This window comes from Tropicimonas sp. IMCC6043 (assembly GCF_004146235.1).
GTDB lineage: Bacteria > Pseudomonadota > Alphaproteobacteria > Rhodobacterales > Rhodobacteraceae > Tropicimonas.
Map to the genome: position 1 here is coordinate 1 of NZ_SELO01000049.1, position 20,127 is coordinate 20,127.

The window sequence follows — 20,127 nt, forward strand, 5'->3', positions numbered from 1 at the left end:
AGGCAGGTCCATGGGCGGACCGGCCCCCAGCCGGGTTTCTTGGTCATAGTGGTGTCCTTTCGGGTGGTGGAAGCGCCGCCTTGCGGCACGCGGCCCCGCCTTGCGGCGGGTCATCCGGTCAGGTGACCGGCTTGAAGCGGCCGGCGAGGCCGTCGGGCAGCTCCGCCCAGCCGAAGCTGCAGCAGGCATAGGCCTTGCCGTCGTCGCTCAGGGCCACGTCGCCGACGGAGCCGGAGCGCCCCCGGCTGTAGCTGGCGAGCAGCCTTCCGGCGTCCGGTGCCACACCGTTGGCGAACGCGAAGAGCGCTTCGAGGTCGCCAGCCTCGACGGTGCAGGCGTGGGTGAAGAACTCGGCATCAAGGGCGTCGGTGACGCGTCCTGCGGCTGCCTCAGGCTGCAACCACGAGGTCAGGTCGAGATGCGGGTTACCCCAGTCGAAGTTGCTCCGTCCGGCGCTATTGACCTCGTGGTAGCGCGCGTCGGAGGGGATGGGCTGGAAGAGGTGGAAGCGCATGGTGGCCTCCTGCCGTTTGGTTCGGGAGGCGGGCTGCCTCCCCATACGTATCCGGACAGTTTCGGGACCGGAAGGTGGCGTCGCCCCCTCGATACGTATCCGGACAGATGTCTGACGAGGGCGAAGAAACGCAGAGGCCCGGCTCGTCTGGCAGGGCCTTCTGAAAGGTCGGATGGGGTGGTCTGTCAGGTGTTGGCAGTCGCGGGGCCGGCCTTGTCCGCGAGGTCGGCATACACGACCTTTGCCGATTCGCTGATAGCTACCGAAGCTCACTGAGCGACGGAGGTCCGGAGACTGCGCATTGGTTACCTTAGCCTGATTTGGCGCTTGGTCCGCTATAAAGGCAGGGCTGCCTGATTGCTAGAATTTGACTCAGCTGGCATCCGTCACGTACAAGTTGGGAACGAAGCGTGAAAATCGCGCGTCGGTATTTGGAGAAGACTTATGAAACATGCGATTCTTTTGACGACGGGAGCATTCCTGATTTCTGCTTCTGCCTCCTTCGCGGGGGGCGCATCTGACCAAGCCCAGACACATCCGGGCCACAAGGGGTATCTTTCCTCCGAAGGGACGGGCGGCGGCGTTCCAACCGACCATTTTGAAGCGCACGGAGGGCCCGGCTACCCGTCTGGAGCAGGCGGTTGGGGTGCTACCGTGAGCGAGACCGCGAAGGACAACAAGGGCCTAAAGAACGCCCACTCGGACGAATGACGCCCAGGTTTTTCACGGGTGAAAATTACGGCGGCGTGCTGCTTAGGCAGGGCGCCGCCCTCTTTTGGAGGGGTTGCTCGATCAGTCGAATCCCTCTCAGCAAGTCACTGACCTTGCCACGGCGAGAACTGGCCGACGCCCGCTACCGATGACCAAAGGATCCGACTGCAAGCTTTTGCCCGCCAGCACCTGCCAGAAGTTTCTGCGAGCGCTTGCTTTGGCGCCGATTGCCATTTTTCTCTCCGTATCAGTGGCAACGGCACAGTCGGACCGGTTTGAGCGAGCGTGGCCTAACACAGATTTCTCACGCCTCGCCGTCGATCTGGGCGAGGTTATCTCGGGCGGACCGTTGCGCGACGGAATTCCCGCGATCCTCGAGCCGAGCTTCATCCGCGCCGCGCAGGAGACGCGCCTCGACGAGCGTGAACCCGTGATGAGCTATGTGCCCGAGAAGGGGCCGGCCCGCGCCTATCCGATCCGCTACCTGATGTGGCACGAGATCGTGAATGACGTGGTGGATGGAAGACCCATCGCCATCACTTTCTGCCCGCTCTGCAACACCGGCATGGTTTTCGACGGGCAGCTCGACGGACATTCGCTGACCTTCGGAGTGTCGGGCCTACTACGCCATTCCGACATGATCATGTACGACCACCAGACGGAAAGCTGGTGGCAACAAGCGCTCGGGGAAGGCATCGCCGGTGTGATGGTTGGGCGCCAATTGACCCAGTTGCCCGGCTGGATGGAGAGTTGGGCGGCGTTCCGCGAAGCGAATCCGGACGGGCTAGTCCTCGACGAGCCGAACTGGCCCCGGTCCTATGGCACGAACCCGTATCGCGGCTATGACACGACGCGTCCGTTCCTCTACTCGGGCGAGAATCCTCCGCACGGCATCCCTCCGCTGGAACGCGTGGTACGGGTCGGCGATCGCGCCTGGCCCCTGACGCGCCTGCGCGACAAAGGAAGGATTACCGAGGCGGGGTTGACGCTGACATGGAGCGAGGGGCAAGCCTCGGCGCTAGACACGGGAAAAATCGGCCGAGGCCGCGAGGTGGGCAACGTCCGCGTCCACGACGCGCAGGAGCGGGACGTGACGCATGACATCCCCTTCGCCTTCGCTTTCCACGCCTTCCATCCCGAGGGCCAATGGATGCTCGGGAACTGACAATTGATGGCGGCGCCTTCCAAGCTCCCGAAGCCTGCACTGAGGTTGGACTTACCGCGACGGAAGATGAAAAGCGCCGCGCGCAGATATAGGCCCCGTTGGATTCGAGACTCTGGTGGGATGCGGCTCTGATCAAAGCCCAGACTCGGTCCGCCCTTGGCTCGCTTCAGCTCCTCCAAATCTTCTCGCAAACGCTCCAGTTCGAGATACCCCTGCATAACTCCCAGACGATCAAGGAGCGCCACGTAGGCCTTTGCCTCGGACATGCTGACCTCCTTCCCCCTGGCAACGGTCAGAATGGCCTCTCTGGCGGCTTCCACGGCCTCCTGTGGGGTCGTGGTCGATGGTCTGGTTGCCGCTGGTCAAGATTGGAGGATAGGTTCCCACCACCCCGCTATTGGACCAGGCATCAGGCCATGCATTTCCGAACTACCCCGACCTCCTCCAAGGTTCGCCGTGACCAGCAGGTTGGTGCACCAGCGTTTCTCTTGTGGGTTGTTGGGGTCATGGCCCTGATTGAGTTCACCCTCAGCGCTGCTGACGCCGATATTGTCGGTTCACCTTCGTGGCGTTGGGTCGCCTACGGGTTCGGAGCATTTTGGCAGCCATTGATTTCTGGGGACGTCTCGCCGATTTTTCCCGGCCAAACCGCAACGATGTTCGTCACACACGCTTTCTTGCACGGAGGACTAATGCACTTGGTGCTGAACAGCGTCATCCTTCTCGCCCTTGGAAAATACATTTCCGCACGTATTGGTCCCGCCAAGACCATGTTGGTTCTTCTTCTTTCAGCCGTAGGAGGCGGGGTCGCCTTTGGGTTTATCTCTACGAGCAGCGCTCCCATGATTGGAGCCTCAGGAGCCGTTTTTGGTTTGATCGGCATCTGGCAGACTTGGGACTATCTCAGCCGCCGAAGGCTTCGACTGTCGATCCAACCCGTTGTGAGCGCAATGTTGGGCTTAATCTTCGCGAACTTTGTCCTTTTTGCCTTTCTCGACGGTGGGCTCGCATGGCAAGCACATCTCGGGGGCTGGGTTGTCGGATGCATCTCGGCGACCACTTTTGTCCGAAACTGAGGGCCAGTCGTCAGGGCTCGGATGACGGCTTCGCGCTCGCAAGCCGCCCTCCATGCCGACCGCAGCATCCCGTAGGAAGGGCGGTATCCGGCCATTCGCCGCGCGCTGCAGCGATGGCCGGTCAGCGGAGATTGTGTCGAAAAAGTCAGTGCTTGGTTGAAAACGAGCATACTGACAGAACATCCTCCCGCGAAAACACCAATTCGCAAACTCAGTTTTCTCAAGAGCCTTTTGAGGGAATAATATTCCAAGTTTTTTTGGCGATTTTTCGGTTGATGAGTTTTTCAATACAATCCGGACGTTGCTGCCTTCCGCGGCCGAGGCCACGACGAGAGCGACCTACGTTTACAGGTTTCGGACCTTCGCACAGACTGCCGCATTCGAACTCGTGCTCGCCGATTAGTTGAAAGGGCGGATGCGAAACGGCCCGTTTCACACGGTCAAAACGACCAGAGTCCAGTCCGGTCGTACATGGCGCGGGCGTCCGAAGTCTCACATGGGGAGTATGCAGTTGCGGCTTGAGATGTCGTTGAATCTATTCTTCCGGGAAACCGGCCGCTCGCATGGCCGCGATTTCAGCCGACATCAACTCGCTATTCGATGCTGAATATGGGGAAGCCGCCAAAGTCGCCGCGATTGTTCGGCTCGGGTTCAGTCGCAAGGTCGCGGCCACTTCCTGTGCCGCCTTCTCCGGATCACCCCGAATCAAATAGGTCATTGCCAGCCGCCAATGTGCATGGTCGTGATTTGGTCGCAGTTCGGCGTAGGCGAGGCCAGTCTCGTGCGCCTCTTGATAGCGCTCGGCAGCGAAATAGGCCCAGCTCAGTTGCGACAGGTAGTCGGGGGGATAGAATGGGTTGAGCCGCATCGCTTGCTCGATGGTGGCGATCGCCTCTTCCGCCCGGCCGGGAAGTAGCCGCAGCATACGTCCCTTGTACATGATCGCGTCGGCGTCGTTCGGGGCAATCTCCAAGGCCTGTTCAACCAACTTCAGCGACCGCTCGAAATCGCCTCGGAAGCGGTACACGGTGCTAAGCGCCAGATAGCTTCCCGAATACCCGGGGTCCGCTTCGATTGCCGCCTGCGCGATCTCTTCGGCCCGGGGGTAGACCGCGTCGCGGTCCGCCATGCCGGTCCGACCCATCCGCGCGAGATCAATCGCCCAGGCCGCCAGCGCCGCGGCGAAACCCGGATCGCGGGCGAGGCTCTCTTCATACAGGCGAATCCGGCGCAGCACGTCTTCGCGGGAACTCCGCGGGGCCGCCTGCGCCTCCAGAAACAGCGCATAGGCATCCGGGTCGCTCGTCGTGCTTTCCTGCATCCGCGCCAACTCGCCCGAGACAAGTTCCACGTTGAGCTCCGAAACGATCTGGCGCGCGATCTCGCTTTGCAGCGCCAGGACGTCGCCGAGCGCGCGATCATAGCTTTCGGCCCAGACCTGATGACCGTCAAGCGCATCGGCGAGGTTGGCGGTTATGCGGACCTGTTCGTCCGATCCGCGCACACTCCCGTCCATTACGAAGCGTACGCCGAGATCCTCAGCTACCTCCGCCGCCGCCACTGCTCGCCCCTTGTACGTGGAGGTCGAGTTGCCATCGATCACCAATATCTGAGGGATCTTCGCAAGCGAGGCGATAATCTCCGCCACCAGGCCGTCGATCACCACGTCTGGCACACCCTCGGACGAAAGGTTGTCGAATGGCAGCACCGCGATCGAGGGTTCCTGAGGCAGCGGATAGTTCATGCGCTCCACCGAGGCTGTCGGCATCGCCGGGCGCCAGGGCTCCAGCCACCACAGGCCCAGGCTCACCGCCGTAGCCAATGCGAGGGCAACCGCAATCCAGCTGCGCCGCCGGACAGGGCGTTCACTCGCCATGGACAGAATTCTCGCTGGCTTGACTGCGCCCAGGAAGTTTGTCGGAGATGACCGAATGGGTATTGCAACAGCGTTTCTTGTGTTCTCCTGGAAGGCGCTGATGCCCACCATTCTTCCCGGGCGCGCGGCGCTCTGAATATTGGTCTGAGCAGGTTCCGAACGCGCAAGTGCACCTGCTCCCGCGGCGCCACGTGTCCCGGTGCGTTGTGCAAGACTCTGTGAACCTGGTACGGTCGCGGGTGGAACATCGCGGCGGATATCTTCTGCGAGTTGCCGGCTTTCGCGGTCTGGGACTTCGCCGATTTCCTCTCGAAGCAGTGCCTTTAATCTCTCGAACTGGGCCATTGCCTGTGATCTCTGGCCCGCCTGATAGTACAGGCGCATCAGCAGGCGATGATTGTCCTCGTTGAGGCGGTCGAGGGCAACCAGACGCAGCGCGAGTGCGATTGCGGTCTCGGGGCCCTGCTCCACGACGCAAGCCTGAATCGCCTCTCGAAGTCGGGTGGCGACCGTGGCGGCCACGATGCGCCGCTCTGTCTCGAGCCATTCCTCTATCTCCGGCTCGCGAACCTGAACGCCCTCAAGGAATGCAATGCCTGCCTCGTGGGCCCTGTTCAGTCCCTCTACAGCGTCAAGGTCGGTTCTCCAGTGCCCCTGTGCCAAGGCGACACGCGCGGGGTCGCTATCGAACGGCTCGACAGGGCCGTCGAGCGATGCACGCAGCCGGGTGAGTGCCTGGCGGAGACTTGCCCGCGCCTTCTCCGGAGGAGACCCGGGCCAGAGAAACGTCGAAAGCTGCTCGCGTGTGGCGGCCTGTCCGGACGACCGCGCGAGATGGGCGAGCAGCAGGAGTTGCTTTGGCGCAGAGATGGAGCGTTCTTCGCCACCGACAAGGACCCGGGCTCGACCAAGCAGCCGGAGTTCGAATTCAGCTTGTTCAACCGCGTGTTTCTGATCCCTGCGCATGGAGGAAATTTAACACGAGCTGGTCGGCTGCCGAGAGCCTTTTGTGACGTTGCGTCCCCATGCCCTTGTCAGTTTTTGCGACCAATTCTCGGTTCAACCAGCCCAAAACGCCCTCATTTTACGTTGTTCCGCAGCTTTGACGCAATTGTCACGCCGTCAGTGACAGGACGGTCACAGGGCTGTGGAGGTGTGTTCTCGTCGTCCACAGCCCTGATTGGCCGAGGGCGGATCACCAACGCAACCGACCAAGGAGAAAACCATGATTATGAACTTTCCCGTTGCAGCCGCAGCGACCATTGTCTCCATCGCCATTCTCGGCCTTGCCACCCAATCGAACGGAGAGTCTGCTTCCAATCCTGCTGCTGTTGCTGAGCAAGAGGGTAGGACTGTCAAGATGACCGACCTGCGGATAAAGACCGACGATTACCTCGTCCCAGCCCATATTTGTGCGGATGTAGACGCAGAAAAGTACGAGGATTGCGTGCCTTGGTCACATGTCGGCGAAAATGTCATCTATCTGCTTCCCGAAGTTGAGTGATAGTCGAGGCGGCATCGAGATCCGCAGTTTACCGTTGATGACGAATACGCCTCATATGGTGGCACCGTCTCGCCTGATTGTTCGTGCCTAGCAGGGAAATTAAAGACCCGTTTTTCCTACTGTATGTTCTTGGTATGACGAATGATTCGGGCAACCTAAGGGTTCAACTGCGTCTGGTGAGAAGGTCGGCTCCGGGCCGTTCTCGACGCTTGCTTCGAGAGTGGGGGGGCGTCGCAGGTGCAGAAATATTCAGGGGGCGGACTCTATCCTCATAGGTCAGATCAAGTCGTGCATTTCTGACTTTTTTCGCTGGGCGCCTTTTCTGTCTGATCAATCCGAAGCGATGCTTGATCTTCGGCTTTTCTCACGGAAGGGGTCCGCCCTGTCCAGAATTTGAACGCTCGGCGGAAGCTGTTCGCTTCCTTGTAGCCAAGCGCACGTGCCACTTCGGAAACGGATGCGCCGGGCTGACCGCCACGAGGAAATAAATTGCACGATCGAGTGCAAATCCGATCCGGCGCGGGCCGTCCTGCGCCGGATCTCTGTCAAGGTTTCGTGAGGGAGCCGCGTGCCGGGCGGCACGCGACCTGGTCTTTCAGCTCAGATGCTTTTCGAAATGTGCCAATGTCCGCTCCCAGGCAAGCGTCGCGGCGGCCTCGTCATAGCGCGGGGTGGTGTCGTTGTGGAAACCATGGTTCGCGCCCTCGTAGATATGGGCCTCGTAATCCTTGTCATGCTCCTTGAGCGCCGCCTCGTAGGCGGGCCAGCCGGCGTTCACCCGCTCGTCCAGTTCGCCGTAATGCAGCAGGAGGGCCGCCTGGATCGCCGGCACATCCGCCGCATCCGCCTGGCGTCCGTAGAAGGGTACGGAAGCAGCCATGCTCGGATAGGCCACGGCCAGCGCGTTGCAGACGCCGCCACCATAACAGAAACCGACCGCGCCGACCTTGCCGGTTGAGCCCTCATGGCCGACGAGGAATTCGAAAGCGGCGAAGAAGTCTTCCATCAGCTTCACGGTATCCAGTTCTTTCTGCATTGCGCGGCCATCGTCGTCATTGCCGGGATAACCGCCCAGAGGTGTCAGCCCGTCCGGGCCGAAAGCCAGGTAACCGGCCTTTGCCGTGCGCCGGACGACGTCCTCGATATAGGGGTTCAGACCGCGATTCTCGTGAACCACCAAGACGGCCGGAAGCTTGCCCGTTGCCCCTGCGGGTTTGGCCATAAGGCCCTTTATCGTGCCATGCCCCTTCGGGCTCTCGTATTCGGCGATCATCGTCTCGATGGTGGGGTCGTCCGGAGCAACCTGCTGCGCCAGCGCGTAATTGGGCTGAAGGCTCTCCAGCACCGCCGCAGCGGTCACGCCCGCGGCCAGGTATTGCCCTGAATTCCGGAGGAAATCCCGCTTGGTCATCTTGCCATGCACGTAACCGTCATAAAGTTCGAGGATCCGTGGGTCGAAATCGGATGCCGTCTTGCGTTGCATTAAGAAATCTCCCTTTGATGGAATGGATCTATTGCGAGCCATCCCTTTGACAAGCTTCGTCCTGTTCTTGAAAGATCGCGCATGAACGCGCCTGTTGGCATCCAAGTCTACCCGAACGCGCGAGACCGACCCAGTAACGCCCGCGTTATCGCCAGCATAACTGCACTCCTTTTGGTCAGGATGTTGGTCAGGATGCTGATCCGTATACCTGCGTCAACGGTTCCCAGACGCTTCCTGAAATCGTTGCATCGACCTGGAGATACCCTCGCCGAGAGCGTCCCGAACCGCTCGAAACCGTGCGTTGCGCTCGAGTTCCTCAAGCGTCGCGACCCAGATTGGCACAGAGATCGAAGGGACAGCATCGGCCTGCCGTTTTAGTCGCGGGTCCGGATCGCCGACGAAAGTTGGCAGGAGCGCCTTGCCCGCTCCTGCTGCGGCGAGTTCCCGCACCACGAGAAAACTGTCGGCGCTCTGCCGGATCCGGTCCGGAGGAACATTCTCGACCATCCAGGCCGCCGCCCGGGAGTTCGTCAGCGGCCCGTCGAGGCCGATCCAGAAATCATCCGATGGGTCGACACTGTACTGGGCGAACTCGAAACTGGCGGCCACGCGTCCCGACATCCCCTTTTCCAGCGCGACTGCTGGCCGGACGGCTATGTCTGCCGACAATCGAAAAAAATCCTGCCGGATATTGGTGCTGAGCAGGGTGAGTTTCAGCGCAGGGTATCTCGCCGAAATGGCTTGGATGATCCCGGGCAGGACCAACGTGGAGAGGCTGTCAGTTGAAGCGATCCGCACTTCCCCCGCAAGCGATTGATCGGCGCCGAGGAATGCCCGGTCGACCGCGAGAACGGCGTCCTGAACATTGCGCGCGGCCAGAAGGACCGGCTCAGCCTCGGGCAAAACCCGGTAGCCGGTGGCAAGTTTTTGGAACACGGCCTGCCCGTGCCGCGCCTCGAATGAACCGACCCGCCGCAGGACCGTTGCGTGGGTCACACTCAGCCTGCTGGCGGCCGCATTCAGGGAACCGGTCTCCGCCACCGCGAGCACGTAGCGAATGTCGTCCCAGTTCGACTTGTTCATTTTCTGATACGTAGGGAATATTTTTCACCAGTTGAATGATATTTTGTACAGCTTACGCTGCGTACATCAAGTGATTCAGGAGGAGACGACCCATGCGCCTATTCGTGAAGCCGGCCGTACTTGGACTTGCAGCAGCCCTGCTCGCTGGAACGACCCTTGCCCAGGATATGCCAAACCCCGCGATCAAGGCACGTCAGTCCGTGATGGCCCTGCGTGGCTTCGAACTGGGCATACTGGGGGCAATGGCGAAGGGAGATGTCCCTTATGACGCAGAGGTGGCGGCCAAGGCGGCCGGCAACCTCGTGTTGCTCTCCCAGCTTGATCTTTCCGCGATGTGGCCAGAAGGAACCGACAATTCCGCCGCTTCCGGCACAAGGGCCTTGCCAGATATCTGGTCAAACTTCGACGACGTTGCGGCCAAGGCAGGTATTCTCAACGAAGCCGCATTGGAGCTGCAGGCGGCCGCAGGGACGGACCTGGAATCGATGAAGGCCGCGATGGGAAATCTGGGCGCCGCATGTACCGCCTGCCACAAGGCTTACCGGGCACCCGCCAGCTAAGGAGCAATGCTGGTGGCTCGGCTCCTTCGGATCGTTCTGATCTGCGGTCTCGCCATCCTCGGGATCGGATGGTTCGCCACCCGCCCCGAGCACGTCGATGCATCGATCGTTGAAGCGGCTGTACCGGATATGGAACGGGGCGAGACCCTGTTCTTTGCCGGTGGATGTGCCGCGTGCCATTCCGCGCCAGACGCCGAGGGTGGGGACAAACTGAAACTCGCGGGCGGGCGGAAGTTTCCGTCCCCCTTCGGGACCTTCGTTGCTCCGAACATATCGCCGGACCCAGAGGCTGGCATCGGCGCCTGGACGGCGACAGACCTCGCGAACGCTCTTCTGAAAGGAACCGGTCCGCGCGGTCAGCACTACTATCCGGTACTTCCCTACACGTCGTTCGCCCGGATGTCGGTCGAGGACGTCGTCTCCCTGCACGCCTACCTTGCAACACTCCCGACCGACGCAACACCGAACCAACGCAACGATGTCGGTTTTCCGTTCAACATTCGGCGCGGTCTGGGCATCTGGAAAAGGCTGTTCTTCCGCGATGGCTGGGTTGTTGAAGGTGACCTGACCGAGGAGCAGCAACTCGGGCGCTTTCTGGTCGAAGGTCCTGGACATTGCGGCGAATGCCATACGCCGCGCAACGCTCTTGGTGGCCTGCGTCTGAGCGCATGGTTGAGCGGCGCGCCCAGTCCAACCGGCAAGGGCCGCATTCCTGATATTACACCGGGCGGGCTCGATTGGTCCGAGGCGGATATCGCCGAATACCTGAAGTCGGGATTTACGCCGCAATATGACACCGTGGGCGGAGACATGGCGGACGTCGTCGCCAACACAAGTCACCTGTCAGTTGCCGAGCGCAGTGCAATTGCCGCCTATCTGAAGGCGGTGCCGCCTTCAGGGAAATAGATCGAGCGTGCCGCGGCTCAACTCTTCGCCCTGATGACCGGAAAAATCAACCGGTTCACTTCATCCGTTCACGCGACCAATTGAACTTGCATCGTGCCACGGCGATGTTGCCGGTAGTCTCGCAGCCAACATTCATCCTGCGTTAGGCCTTGCTCGTGATAGCCTTCGACTGGCTTACCGGGCGATGAACTCGGGTCAATGGCGAAACCGGCGCAGGCGTCTTCTGTCGCTTGCCGCCGTCCTCGACGGCATGCGCCGTGGCAGAGGCGGTCCGGATCGGGGGCATGGACCGGCAGACGCTGGGCGATTGGGGCCACCGGTTCAACGCGAAAGGTCCCGACGGGTTGGTCAATCGCAAGGAATCGGGTTCTGAGCGGCGCCTCAACGCCGTTCAGCTGAACGAGCTCGAAAAGATCGTCGAAGCCGGTCCTGAACGGCCGCTACGACGTAGCCGCACTGCAGCAGCGGCACGGCAACTGAATGGCTCCTTTGGGCCGTTCACGAAGGTTGAGCGATCCGAGCCAAAGGTCCGGATAGCTCGCACACCGGACGTTGCCTTGGGCACACCAATGCCGGCTCAGCGCAGGCAGCGGAATTATTCACGCACCTCCCGAGAACATGGCAGTCTACCCAGTCTCCCGATCAACCGAACCATGCCCCCATTGCACCCGCGAAATCTCCGGCAGTTGCAGCGGCGGCCGATCCCGGCTTGCCTTCAACTCCTCCAGAGACGCCTTCAACTGCTCCAGCTCAAGATACCCCTGCATAACTCCCAGACGATCAAGGAGCGCCACGTAGGCCTTTGCCTCGGACATGCTGACCTCCTTCCCCCGGGCAACGGCCAGAATGGCCTCTCTGGCGGCTTCCACGGCCTCTCGAGGGGTTTCGAGATCCGAGGCGATGTCGATCCGTACGAAGTCAGCTGTCTTCAGCGGACGGATCCGGTCGATGAGCCATGTCGCGACATGGCTGTCGCCCTCGTCGAGGGCGGCGTTGATGACATCGGCGGCCTTGCCGAGCATGGTCTCCAGACACTCGTTGGCGAGGTGGGCGGCTCGTGCATTCACGCCGTTGGATCCAGGCGGGCGGCCAGTGGATCTCGGAGGCCTGTTGCCGGGCAGGAAGCGACCGTCCGGGCCACGTTTGTCGTTGATTGTGTGGTCAGTCATCGGGTCGCCTTTGTCGCCATTGTGTGTGCCGGAAAAGGGGCAGTTATGCTGACATAATAACGGGGTTTGAGGAGATTTCCAAAGCAATAATATGTCGAGTTTGCCGACCTTGCGGACATTCGCTGCGATCGCAACACTACTTGCCGAAACTGGCCAGCGTCTGGTCATAGCGGTTAGGACCGGACCTTCGAAGCACACAGGGCCAAGGTCGCTTGAGCGGACCTTCCCGCAGTTCGGCTTTCCTGCGGCCTGTGGGCTCTGCTAAGCTCTGCCAGGACGGTGGATGGGTTCGCGTTATGCAAGACTGGGACGCCGGCAACTGGCAGGACGAGTACGACCGCCTCGCGGCGCAGGACGCCGCAAGTGGGCTCGACACCGAAGAGCTCGAGGCGCTGGCCACCGCGGCCTATATGACCGGGCGTGAAGACGACTACCTGTCGGTTATGACCCGCCTGTTCGAAACCCAGGACGTGGCGCAGAAGGTGCAGGCCGCGGCGCGGACCGCCTTCTGGATCGGCCTCACGCTGATGTTTCGCGGAGAACATGGCCGCGGCGGCGGCTGGGTGGCGCGGGCCGTGGCGCTGGCCAAGCAACTGGCGCCCGACAGCGCCGTGCACGGCTATGTCCTTGTGCCCTCTGCCGAAGACGCGCTGGATCGAGGGGACCCCGCCGAGGCGCAGGCGCTGGCCCAGAGGATGCTGGTGATCGGCGAGGGCAGCGGAGATGCGGATTTGGTGGCCATCGCGCGGCACATCGTCGGGCGAGCGCGGCTGGCGCAGGGTGACATCGCTGCCGGGCTGGCCGATCTGGACCGCACCATGATTGCCGTCACCGAGGGCCGCTGTTCTCCGATTGTGACCGGGCTGATCTACTGCAGCGTGATTGATGCCTGTCAGAGTTTCCAGATCTACCAGCGAGCCTGGGAATGGACCACGGCGCTCTCGGGCTGGTGCAGCACGCAGCCGGGGCTAGTCGCCTTCACCGGTCGATGCCTGATCCATCGGGCCGAGATCATGGTGCTGGCCGGCGACTGGAGCGCTGCCGAGGGCGAGGCCGGTACGGCCTGCAAGCGGCTTGCGCAGGGTCCCGCGGCGCATCACGCGGGTCCAGCCTTCTATCAGCGCGGCGAGGTGCTGCGGCTTTCCGGCCGCTATGGCGAGGCAGTCGAGGCTTACCGCGCCGCCAGCCGCCACGGCTTCGATCCGCAGCCGGGGTTGGCGCTGATACGCCTAGCACAGGGTAAGCAACATTCGGCGAGTGCTGCTATCCGCCGCGCTCTGGTGGCCGCCGAGAAACCGACCGAAAGGATGCGGCTTTTGCCCGCCGCAGCCGAGATTGCGCTCGCTGCCGGCGATATGACAGCTGCTGCCGGGCATTGCGCCGAACTTGTCAAACTGGGTGAGACATACGGCTCGGATGCCGTCGCGGCTGTCTGTGCCGAGATCCGTGCCACGATCGCGCTGAATCGGGGCGAGGCTGAAGCGGCTTTGCGTGACTGTTCGCGTGCCGCCGCGGTGTGGCGTCAGTTGCCAGCCCCGCACCGGCTCGCGAGCATCCGCCTGCTGACCGGCCGCGCCTGCGCCGCGCTGGGCGATGCTGATACAGCCCGAGCCGAAGCCGAGGCTTCGCTTGAGACCTTCCGCGGTCTAGGCGCCGAACCTGACGTCAGGGCCGCGAAAGCAGTGCTGCGGACGCTCTCCCCCAGCGCTGAGAACCCGCTGACTCCACGGCAGACTGAGGTGTTGGGGCTTGTCGCACGGGGCCTTACCAATCGCGAGATCGCCGGCGAGCTGGGCCTCTCGGAACGCACTGTCGACCGACACGTCTCTGACATCCTAACCCGTATCGACGCTCCGACCCGGGCTGCGGCGACCGCATGGGCGGCAGCGAACGGGCTCATCGCCCGGACCAGTTCTGGGTAGTTCTACCCAGACGAAAAATTCCAATGCCTCGGCAGCCTCACCGAAGCGGACACCACCCCGCTCGTATACCTTCGAGTCATCCAACCGAAAGAGGCACGGCATGCAGGCCTCATCGACCAAACTGCGCCTCTGGCCAGGCACCAGCGCGGCCTTTCTGACACCCGCCCTCTTACGGCCGGGCGGAAGATCCGGCCAGCAATCGCCTGAACGATCAGACGTCGAACCGAAACCAGAAAAGGAGTCCATTATGACCCGACTAACAACTGCACTGACCGCAATTGCCCTAGCGTTCCTGACGGCCGACGCCGCGACCGCCTCTGAAGAGGAAACCGTGACCATGTTGCTGAACCAGGCGCTCGCTGGGATGGACGGCAAGGAAGTCAACATGGTGCAGGTTGATGTGCCGGCAGGTTTCGAGACGCCGCGCCACCTCCATCCCGGGCACATGTTCATGTACGTGCTCGAGGGTGCGGTAGAGATCGACGTCGACGGCCAGCCGACTGTGCAACTCGCTGCAGGCGACGCGGCCTACGAGATACCCGGCATCCCGATGATCGGCCGCAATCTCAGCGCGACCGAGGGCGCGAGGTTGCTGATTTTTGCCCTTGGCGATGCGGGCGCACCCATCGAACTGCCGGCGCCCGAATGAAGGTTGATCGACGAAAGGATACCGACATGACACTTCCGACCGCAGAAATAGAAGCCACTATCTTTGACATCCACGCCTTCTTCACCGACTGGGTCGGGGGGCGCTGCCCGGGGGACAAAGAGACCTTTCAAAGGAACGCGCTCGACAGGATTTCCGACGATTTCGTCGCGATATTCCCGGCCGGCCGGATGTTCGGCAAGAAGGACTTCGAAGGCTATATGGGATCGATCTACGGATCGAACCCCGAATTTCGGATCAAGATACGCGACATTCGGGTCCAGCACGCGACCGCGGACATAGCCGTCGTCAACTACGAGGAATGGCAACGCGATGCGAAGGACTCAGACAGCCCCAACAACGCGCGCGTGACGACCATGGTTCTGGGGGGCAAGCCTGAGGGCGATGGTCTGCACGTGCTGCAAGTCCACGAGACTTGGTTGCCGGACGAGGTCCAGGCGGACGGGGACTACAGCTTCTGAGACGACATCAGGATTTTCCCGTGCCAGAGACAAGGCGAGGGGGCCGCCCACCCACCTTCACCGACATGTTCGATGCCATCGCCCAGGTCTGCGATTTCTACTCGCCTCAAGAATGCTGGAACTACTTCAAGGCCGCCGGATATGTCTTAGGTTAATGGCGGGCTGCTTTAATGACCGCTTCGGTTGAGGACAATGATGCTGCACTTGTGGGGCGCTCAACTGCGTTAGCGGCAGCTATGCGCAGTGAGCGACCGCGCTGGCGTGTCCGGTCCAAGAGCCAACGCTTCGTGCCACCGAAGGGGCAGTATGCCGACCAACCGGACCTTAGCCGCAGGCGCGAAACCTCGACCGATGCGCGCGCAGGATTCGCAAGACGGGCGGAGGGCCGCCGTTCGCTGCGCATTTCGTCAAGGTCTGCTCTGCGGGCAGTCGCAGCTTGCACGGTGGAACCTCACATCTGGTGGCAGCGCACTGCTGAGATTCGCCGATCTCTAAACAAATTCCCGGAGCCGCTCTTCACGGCAATGTGGAAGCCAATCGTGGCGATACCGTCTCTTGAACGAATATCTACGGCGTCTGGACCGGACCGATAAGCGGCGTTCTCACTGGCTTTGCCAATCCGAAGAAGACCACGGTGCCATTGCCACCAAATCGAGTTGACAGCGCCTCGTCGGGGGCCTGCTTGAAGCCTTCATCCGGCCGGTCCCAGTTGTTGGCAACCCAGACGTTGCCGGCGGGATCGACCGCGACATCCGTGATGATCTGCAGACCGCCGACGTAGCCGCCGGGTGGTGAAATCGTGTCGCCGGTCTTCATTCCGGGCGGGCAGGTCTCCGTGCGCGCGCCGCACAACTGGGCGACGAACCGGCCGGTGGAGTTCGCAACCCAGACATGATCGTTTCCGTCGATCGCGATGCCCCACGGACCGGCGAATGCCTTGTTGTCGTCAAAGGGGCCGAGAACGGTGCCGTCGGGTTGGACCATCGACACGTCGCCGCCGGGGAACTCCTGCAAGATTTGGAAGAGAGTAATCCATTCATTGGCCTCCTCGTCGGCCGCTGATTGCGTGGCCACGAGGTCACCCACTTTCGACTCGAGCTTCACCTTGATCAGTGCCAGCTTCTCCTCGGTGTCTGGATGTCCAACCGTATTTGCGACCCAGGCGTTGCCCTGACTGTCGATCGCCACCGCCCGAGGTGCGAAGCCGACCTTGAACGTGTCGGCATTGCCAGGATCGCTGGCGGGGAAGCGCACAACAGTGTCCGACCCGCTGTTTGTAACCCAGATGCGGTCCTCCTGATCGATGGCGAGATGAAACGGCGCTTTGACCTGAAGCGTTCCGTCTTCGGGTTTTCCGTCGACCGTGCGCCCCAGGATACGTCCCTTCAAGGCATCGCCGCCAGGCAGGTGGACGATCTGGTCTTTCTCGTTGTCCAGAGCCCACACGTCGCCGCCCGGCACGACGATGATACCCTGCATCGATCCGAGCTCGCCGTCGAAGTCATAGCCAGTCTCCGGCGACAATGGCTTTCCCGTCTTGCGATCGAAGACGGATATGTTCTTGCCGGCAAGGCTCGTCACCCAGACCTTGTCATCAGCCGAGATGGCAAGGCCGAAGCCTGGGCCATCCACGCCGCCGCCGCGAAAGCCGGTCGTCATTGGCGACAGCGGCGTTCCGTCCGGTGCCAGCTTGGAAATTCCACCGCCGAAGCCGGCGAAAATCGTGGACTGTGCGCCGACAAGGAAGTTGTCGCCGGCCCACATGTTGCCCTCACCGTCGATGGAAATGCCGCCAAGCGAATTGAGGCCTCCGCCGGCATAGCCAAGCGAAAGCGTCCAGGCGCTCGGCGCGAAGGCGAGATAGGGAATATGCGGTACGTCCCGCCACCTCTTGCCTTCCGGTACCGGATACAGTTCCTCGAACAGCGCGAACAACTGGTCCGCATTGTGCCAGGGGTACCGGGCGATGTTTTGCATCGCCGTCAGCGTGTCGGCAGGAACCTCTCCGCCCGGTGATGTGGCCAACGTGAAAAGCTTGTCGCAGGCTTCCGGCAGGGCTCTCGCGCAAGCCGATAGAAGCAGCCCGAGCGTGTTGAACTTCGCCAATGTCGTCGTTTGAGAGCTGTTCAGGGGGGCCTGTATCACCGGCCCGAGCCCACCGTCTTCGATATCCACCAAGTTCGCGACGTTGCCGGCGGCGATCCGAAGCCCGAGATCGCCACCTCTCAGCGCAGGGCCATTCAGAAACTGGGCTGCCGTCCACACGGAGGCGACCGTCGTAAGCTCATTGATGGTGACGTCTTCGGGCAGTGTCGTCCCGAGCGTCGCCATCAATCTGATCGTTGTGTTTGCGTCCTCTCGAATGGTTCCCCTCGCGTCGCCGCCCTCCGTGACGAGATAGAAAACGCCGCCGGTGTCCAATCTACTGCCTATTGGAATATCGAAAACTCCGTCGCTGGCGGTCTTTGTCTCGGCGAGTTTCGCCGGCGCACCCGAACCAGCCAACCAAAGAACTACATCTGCGCCGGAAAGAGGTTTATCCTCAATCTCGACATGTCCTGAAATCCGGCCGTCAGCCGAGGCGGAGAGGGCCATGAGCGGAAGTGCAATGAACTGAACAGCAACTCGTGGAATTTTCCGGAAAAAGTTCGTCATGATCGATTACTCCGGTCAAATCGACGCCTTTTGATCTGCGTCGCCAAATAGCCCTCATTCTTGCACGGGTTGTCATCAAGGTCCAACTTCCCGCGCAGGTTCGCTCGAGACTGGCTCACACCTGCCGTGACGGGTCCGATTGCTCGGTTCCGACTGATCTGAAGCTACGAAGTGCTGCAACGAAACCCAATCGGCTTGAGCGCACTGCGCAGACGTTCGCCACATTTTCCATCAACGGCAGCTCCGGGCCGTTCACGACGGTCGGAAACCATGCTGCGTGTGCGAGGTGCCGTGACCTGCCAACGGCAGGATTGCGCAGTCAGCCGCAACAGCCACATGACAGGACCAATACCCGACCGCCCAGGCATGTGTCCGGTGCGGCCGAACCGAGGCGAGCGGTGGCGCTGATAGCCTCACCGGGTGGCGAATGGATGAGCGAGAGAGGGCGGACTGACGCAGCCGGATTTCACCGCGCACAAAACCAGCACTTTTACACGCGCGAACTCGGCAGTGACTTCGGCGATGGCCAGACTGCGTCTGATTGTCAGCCTGCTCCGGACCCGGTTATCACTCGCTGGCGCCCTGCACGAGGTCGAGCGTCGCGCTGAGGTCGCCGCGGTGGTCAGGATCGACGTTGGCGAGGCCGGCGCGCGGGTTCGGCTGCTGCGATGCATGCTGGCCCTGATCCCAGCTAGGGTCTTCGTTGGCGGCCTTGGTGAGCTCGCCGAGGCTGCCACCCTCTCGCTGTCCGGGCGGGGTCTTTCCGCTGCCACTTTGCGCGAAGGCCGGCGCAGCGATGAGCGGCAGCACAAGAGCGAGCGCGATAATGCGGTTCATGATGGGTCCTCCCTTTCCTTGCTCTTTTCCTAAGGTAAGTTTCCGTCGCATTGTTACGCTGCGTCAAGCAATTCCCATCCCGCGACCGCAGGGCGTGCTGGAGCTATATAAGCCAAGGCACACTTTCCACGACCCTCCGCCCGGCACCAGCGGTCTCGTCACTGCCAATCGCCGCGCCGACCTTGAATGGCGGCTTCCGAAAAAGGAGCTTTATGCTGCAGGTGCAAAGGGCTCACACAGCACGAGCGGCCGTATTGCGCAGTATGGGTTCCTCTCGGAAACGAATGACTTAACTGTTTAGACCCATGCTAGATTGTGAGCGTGCCGGATGTTCGGCAAAGGCCAAATCCAGCCCCCGCAACCATAAATCCAGAACAATATCAAAGACTTGAATTCGGCTTCGGCCGATCAAGTTTTTGATGTCGCGTCTTGCATCAACGCCACATCAACGTTTGACGAGTCCACAGACGCGACGCGGGATACCGCACATTTCGGGTTGCCAGCGCTTGTGGCCGCGGCCATCAGCCGGCGAAGTGTCCGACTTAAGGGATGGTCAGGGCAACGAGTGTGTCTCGGAGATGTCAAAAAAATGCGGCGGCCTGACGCCATGCTATACGTCCGCAAAATCCGGACGTTAGTTAAGTTTTTTTATCTCAAACCGATCCAACAGATGCCGGGAGTGTGAGTCTGGATTCTTCTTCGCCAAAAAGCAAAAAAATGAATTTTCCGTTCACTGTTTCGCGCCGCCTCGGAGGGATCGGCGAGGCGGCGCGAGGTGGCTTCGAGCGATTACTTGGGGAGGATCACCGCATCGATTACGTGAATCACGCCATTGGATGCTTCAATATCCGGAGTCACGACATTGGCGCCATCCACGGTTACGCCACCCTCGGTCATGATCGTCACGTCGCCACCCTGAACTGTGGTAGCCATCATGTTGTTGCTGAGGTCACCGCTCATCACTTTGCCCGGCACAACATGATAGGTGAGCACGGCCGTCAGTTGATCTTTATTTTCGGGCTTTAGGAGGTCTTCGACGGTCCCCTCCGGCAGGGCTGCAAAGGCGTCGTCAGTCGGGGCAAACACGGTGAAGGGTCCTTCTCCCTTCAGTGTGTCGACGAGACCGGCAGCCGTAACGGCTGCAACAAGGGTCTCGAAGGAACCAGCTCCGACCGCTGTATCGACGATGTCCTTGGAATGGCCATCGGCGAACGCGGTAGTGGCGACGAACAGGCCGGCGGCGGTAGCGGCAACAAAAGCTCTGCGAAACATGGTATCTCCAGTCATGTGGGCCCGCTTCGTGCGGAATATTAGATATACGGAGCACAAGGCAGTCTGGATCATTGCCAATTTGGAGCTGTTGCGGCGACTGGCGACAAACGCGCAAATTTTATCAACCGCATCGAAGCGCTTTAGAGCGTTCCCAAGCTGATCGGATTCAGGATTCCCAAGATGTGGCGCCCATGGTTCTCTGTTTGTGAGGCAGATATAGGGGGTAGGAATGGGCAAGCCACATCCTATGGAATTGCGGGAGCGCG

16 protein-coding genes and 1 pseudogene are annotated in these 20,127 nt (G+C 61.2%); 9 read left to right on the forward strand and 8 right to left on the reverse strand.

Going from position 1 to position 20,127, the window contains the following annotated elements; all coding sequences use genetic code 11:
* Positions 1–118: 118 nt before the first annotated feature.
* Positions 119–514 carry a hypothetical protein gene (locus EU800_RS22750; protein WP_129635802.1) on the reverse strand — a complete coding sequence of 132 codons (396 nt, stop codon included), beginning with the start codon at positions 512–514 and terminating at the stop codon, positions 119–121.
* Between the two features lie 1,060 nt (positions 515–1,574).
* Between EU800_RS22750 and EU800_RS22755 the strand changes: the two genes are divergently transcribed.
* Both EU800_RS22755 and EU800_RS22760 read left to right on the forward strand, forming a co-directional pair.
* Positions 1,575–2,390, forward strand: coding sequence for a DUF3179 domain-containing protein (locus EU800_RS22755; protein ID WP_371685661.1), 816 nt, complete (start codon positions 1,575–1,577; stop codon positions 2,388–2,390).
* A gap of 506 nt (positions 2,391–2,896) precedes the next feature.
* Positions 2,897–3,466, forward strand: coding sequence for a rhomboid family intramembrane serine protease (locus EU800_RS22760; RefSeq protein WP_242500721.1), 570 nt, complete (start codon positions 2,897–2,899; stop codon positions 3,464–3,466).
* 535 nt (positions 3,467–4,001) lie between these two features.
* Here EU800_RS22760 and EU800_RS22765 read toward each other — a convergent pair.
* Positions 4,002–6,308, reverse strand: a complete 2,307-nt coding sequence (locus EU800_RS22765) for a BTAD domain-containing putative transcriptional regulator (RefSeq protein ID WP_129635805.1) — start codon at positions 6,306–6,308, stop codon at positions 4,002–4,004.
* Positions 6,309–6,567: 259 nt separating this feature from the next.
* Between EU800_RS22765 and EU800_RS22770 the strand changes: the two genes are divergently transcribed.
* On the forward strand, positions 6,568–6,846 hold the full coding sequence (locus tag EU800_RS22770; RefSeq protein WP_129635806.1) for a hypothetical protein: 279 nt from the start codon (positions 6,568–6,570) through the stop codon (positions 6,844–6,846).
* A 595-nt stretch (positions 6,847–7,441) separates the two neighbouring features.
* Here the strand turns inward: EU800_RS22770 and yghX are convergent.
* Positions 7,442–8,329, reverse strand: coding sequence for a YghX family hydrolase (gene yghX / locus EU800_RS22775; RefSeq protein ID WP_129635807.1), 888 nt, complete (start codon positions 8,327–8,329; stop codon positions 7,442–7,444).
* A gap of 213 nt (positions 8,330–8,542) precedes the next feature.
* Positions 8,543–9,412 (reverse strand): LysR family transcriptional regulator, encoded by an 870-nt coding sequence (locus EU800_RS22780; protein WP_129635808.1) that lies wholly within the window; start codon positions 9,410–9,412, stop codon positions 8,543–8,545.
* Positions 9,413–9,504: 92 nt separating this feature from the next.
* Here EU800_RS22780 and EU800_RS22785 point away from each other — a divergent pair, with 92 nt between their 5' ends.
* The 3 genes and pseudogenes from EU800_RS22785 to EU800_RS27680 form a co-directional block, all read left to right on the forward strand.
* Entirely contained in the window at positions 9,505–9,972 is a 468-nt protein-coding gene (locus EU800_RS22785) for a cytochrome c (RefSeq protein WP_129635809.1), read from the forward strand.
* A gap of 6 nt (positions 9,973–9,978) precedes the next feature.
* Positions 9,979–10,878 carry a cytochrome c gene (locus EU800_RS22790; RefSeq protein ID WP_129635810.1) on the forward strand — a complete coding sequence of 300 codons (900 nt, stop codon included), beginning with the start codon at positions 9,979–9,981 and terminating at the stop codon, positions 10,876–10,878.
* A gap of 257 nt (positions 10,879–11,135) precedes the next feature.
* Positions 11,136–11,252, forward strand: a pseudogene (locus EU800_RS27680) (helix-turn-helix domain-containing protein); the annotation flags it as partial.
* 252 nt (positions 11,253–11,504) lie between these two features.
* Here EU800_RS27680 and EU800_RS27685 read toward each other — a convergent pair.
* The gene (locus tag EU800_RS27685; RefSeq protein ID WP_242500726.1) at positions 11,505–12,047 is read right to left on the reverse strand and encodes a hypothetical protein; all 543 of its coding nucleotides are present in this window, start codon (positions 12,045–12,047) and stop codon (positions 11,505–11,507) included.
* A gap of 296 nt (positions 12,048–12,343) precedes the next feature.
* Between EU800_RS27685 and EU800_RS27690 the strand changes: the two genes are divergently transcribed.
* The 3 genes from EU800_RS27690 (at position 12,344) to EU800_RS22810 (ending at position 15,097) form a co-directional block, all read left to right on the forward strand.
* Positions 12,344–13,969, forward strand: coding sequence for a helix-turn-helix transcriptional regulator (locus EU800_RS27690; RefSeq protein WP_129635812.1), 1,626 nt, complete (start codon positions 12,344–12,346; stop codon positions 13,967–13,969).
* A 100-nt stretch (positions 13,970–14,069) separates the two neighbouring features.
* Positions 14,070–14,618 (forward strand): cupin domain-containing protein, encoded by a 549-nt coding sequence (locus EU800_RS22805; RefSeq protein WP_129635813.1) that lies wholly within the window; start codon positions 14,070–14,072, stop codon positions 14,616–14,618.
* 26 nt (positions 14,619–14,644) lie between these two features.
* Positions 14,645–15,097 carry a nuclear transport factor 2 family protein gene (locus EU800_RS22810; RefSeq protein WP_129635814.1) on the forward strand — a complete coding sequence of 151 codons (453 nt, stop codon included), beginning with the start codon at positions 14,645–14,647 and terminating at the stop codon, positions 15,095–15,097.
* A gap of 567 nt (positions 15,098–15,664) precedes the next feature.
* On the opposite strand, the gene EU800_RS22815 is transcribed toward EU800_RS22810, so the two are convergent.
* The 3 genes from EU800_RS22815 to EU800_RS22825 all read right to left on the reverse strand — a co-directional run bounded on the left by EU800_RS22815 (position 15,665) and on the right by EU800_RS22825 (position 19,861).
* Complete coding sequence (locus tag EU800_RS22815; RefSeq protein ID WP_129635815.1) at positions 15,665–17,752, reverse strand: hypothetical protein; 2,088 nt, start codon at positions 17,750–17,752, stop codon at positions 15,665–15,667.
* 567 nt (positions 17,753–18,319) lie between these two features.
* Positions 18,320–18,589 carry a hypothetical protein gene (locus tag EU800_RS22820; RefSeq protein ID WP_129635816.1) on the reverse strand — a complete coding sequence of 90 codons (270 nt, stop codon included), beginning with the start codon at positions 18,587–18,589 and terminating at the stop codon, positions 18,320–18,322.
* A 789-nt stretch (positions 18,590–19,378) separates the two neighbouring features.
* On the reverse strand, positions 19,379–19,861 hold the full coding sequence (locus EU800_RS22825) for a fasciclin domain-containing protein (RefSeq protein WP_129635817.1): 483 nt from the start codon (positions 19,859–19,861) through the stop codon (positions 19,379–19,381).
* Positions 19,862–20,127: the final 266 nt, after the last annotated feature.

Coding starts and splice junctions, on each gene's coding strand:
- EU800_RS22750 (WP_129635802.1), bottom strand. CDS start 514: ATGCGCTTCCACCTCTTCCAGCCCATCCCCTCCGACGCGCGCTACCAC.
- EU800_RS22760 (WP_242500721.1), top strand. CDS start 2,897: ATGGCCCTGATTGAGTTCACCCTCAGCGCTGCTGACGCCGATATTGTC.
- EU800_RS22765 (WP_129635805.1), bottom strand. CDS start 6,308: ATGCGCAGGGATCAGAAACACGCGGTTGAACAAGCTGAATTCGAACTC.
- EU800_RS22770 (WP_129635806.1), top strand. CDS start 6,568: ATGATTATGAACTTTCCCGTTGCAGCCGCAGCGACCATTGTCTCCATC.
- yghX (WP_129635807.1), bottom strand. CDS start 8,329: ATGCAACGCAAGACGGCATCCGATTTCGACCCACGGATCCTCGAACTT.
- EU800_RS22780 (WP_129635808.1), bottom strand. CDS start 9,412: ATGAACAAGTCGAACTGGGACGACATTCGCTACGTGCTCGCGGTGGCG.
- EU800_RS22785 (WP_129635809.1), top strand. CDS start 9,505: ATGCGCCTATTCGTGAAGCCGGCCGTACTTGGACTTGCAGCAGCCCTG.
- EU800_RS22790 (WP_129635810.1), top strand. CDS start 9,979: ATGCTGGTGGCTCGGCTCCTTCGGATCGTTCTGATCTGCGGTCTCGCC.
- EU800_RS27685 (WP_242500726.1), bottom strand. CDS start 12,047: ATGACTGACCACACAATCAACGACAAACGTGGCCCGGACGGTCGCTTC.
- EU800_RS27690 (WP_129635812.1), top strand. CDS start 12,344: ATGCAAGACTGGGACGCCGGCAACTGGCAGGACGAGTACGACCGCCTC.
- EU800_RS22805 (WP_129635813.1), top strand. CDS start 14,070: ATGCAGGCCTCATCGACCAAACTGCGCCTCTGGCCAGGCACCAGCGCG.
- EU800_RS22810 (WP_129635814.1), top strand. CDS start 14,645: ATGACACTTCCGACCGCAGAAATAGAAGCCACTATCTTTGACATCCAC.
- EU800_RS22815 (WP_129635815.1), bottom strand. CDS start 17,752: ATGACGAACTTTTTCCGGAAAATTCCACGAGTTGCTGTTCAGTTCATT.
- EU800_RS22820 (WP_129635816.1), bottom strand. CDS start 18,589: ATGAACCGCATTATCGCGCTCGCTCTTGTGCTGCCGCTCATCGCTGCG.
- EU800_RS22825 (WP_129635817.1), bottom strand. CDS start 19,861: ATGTTTCGCAGAGCTTTTGTTGCCGCTACCGCCGCCGGCCTGTTCGTC.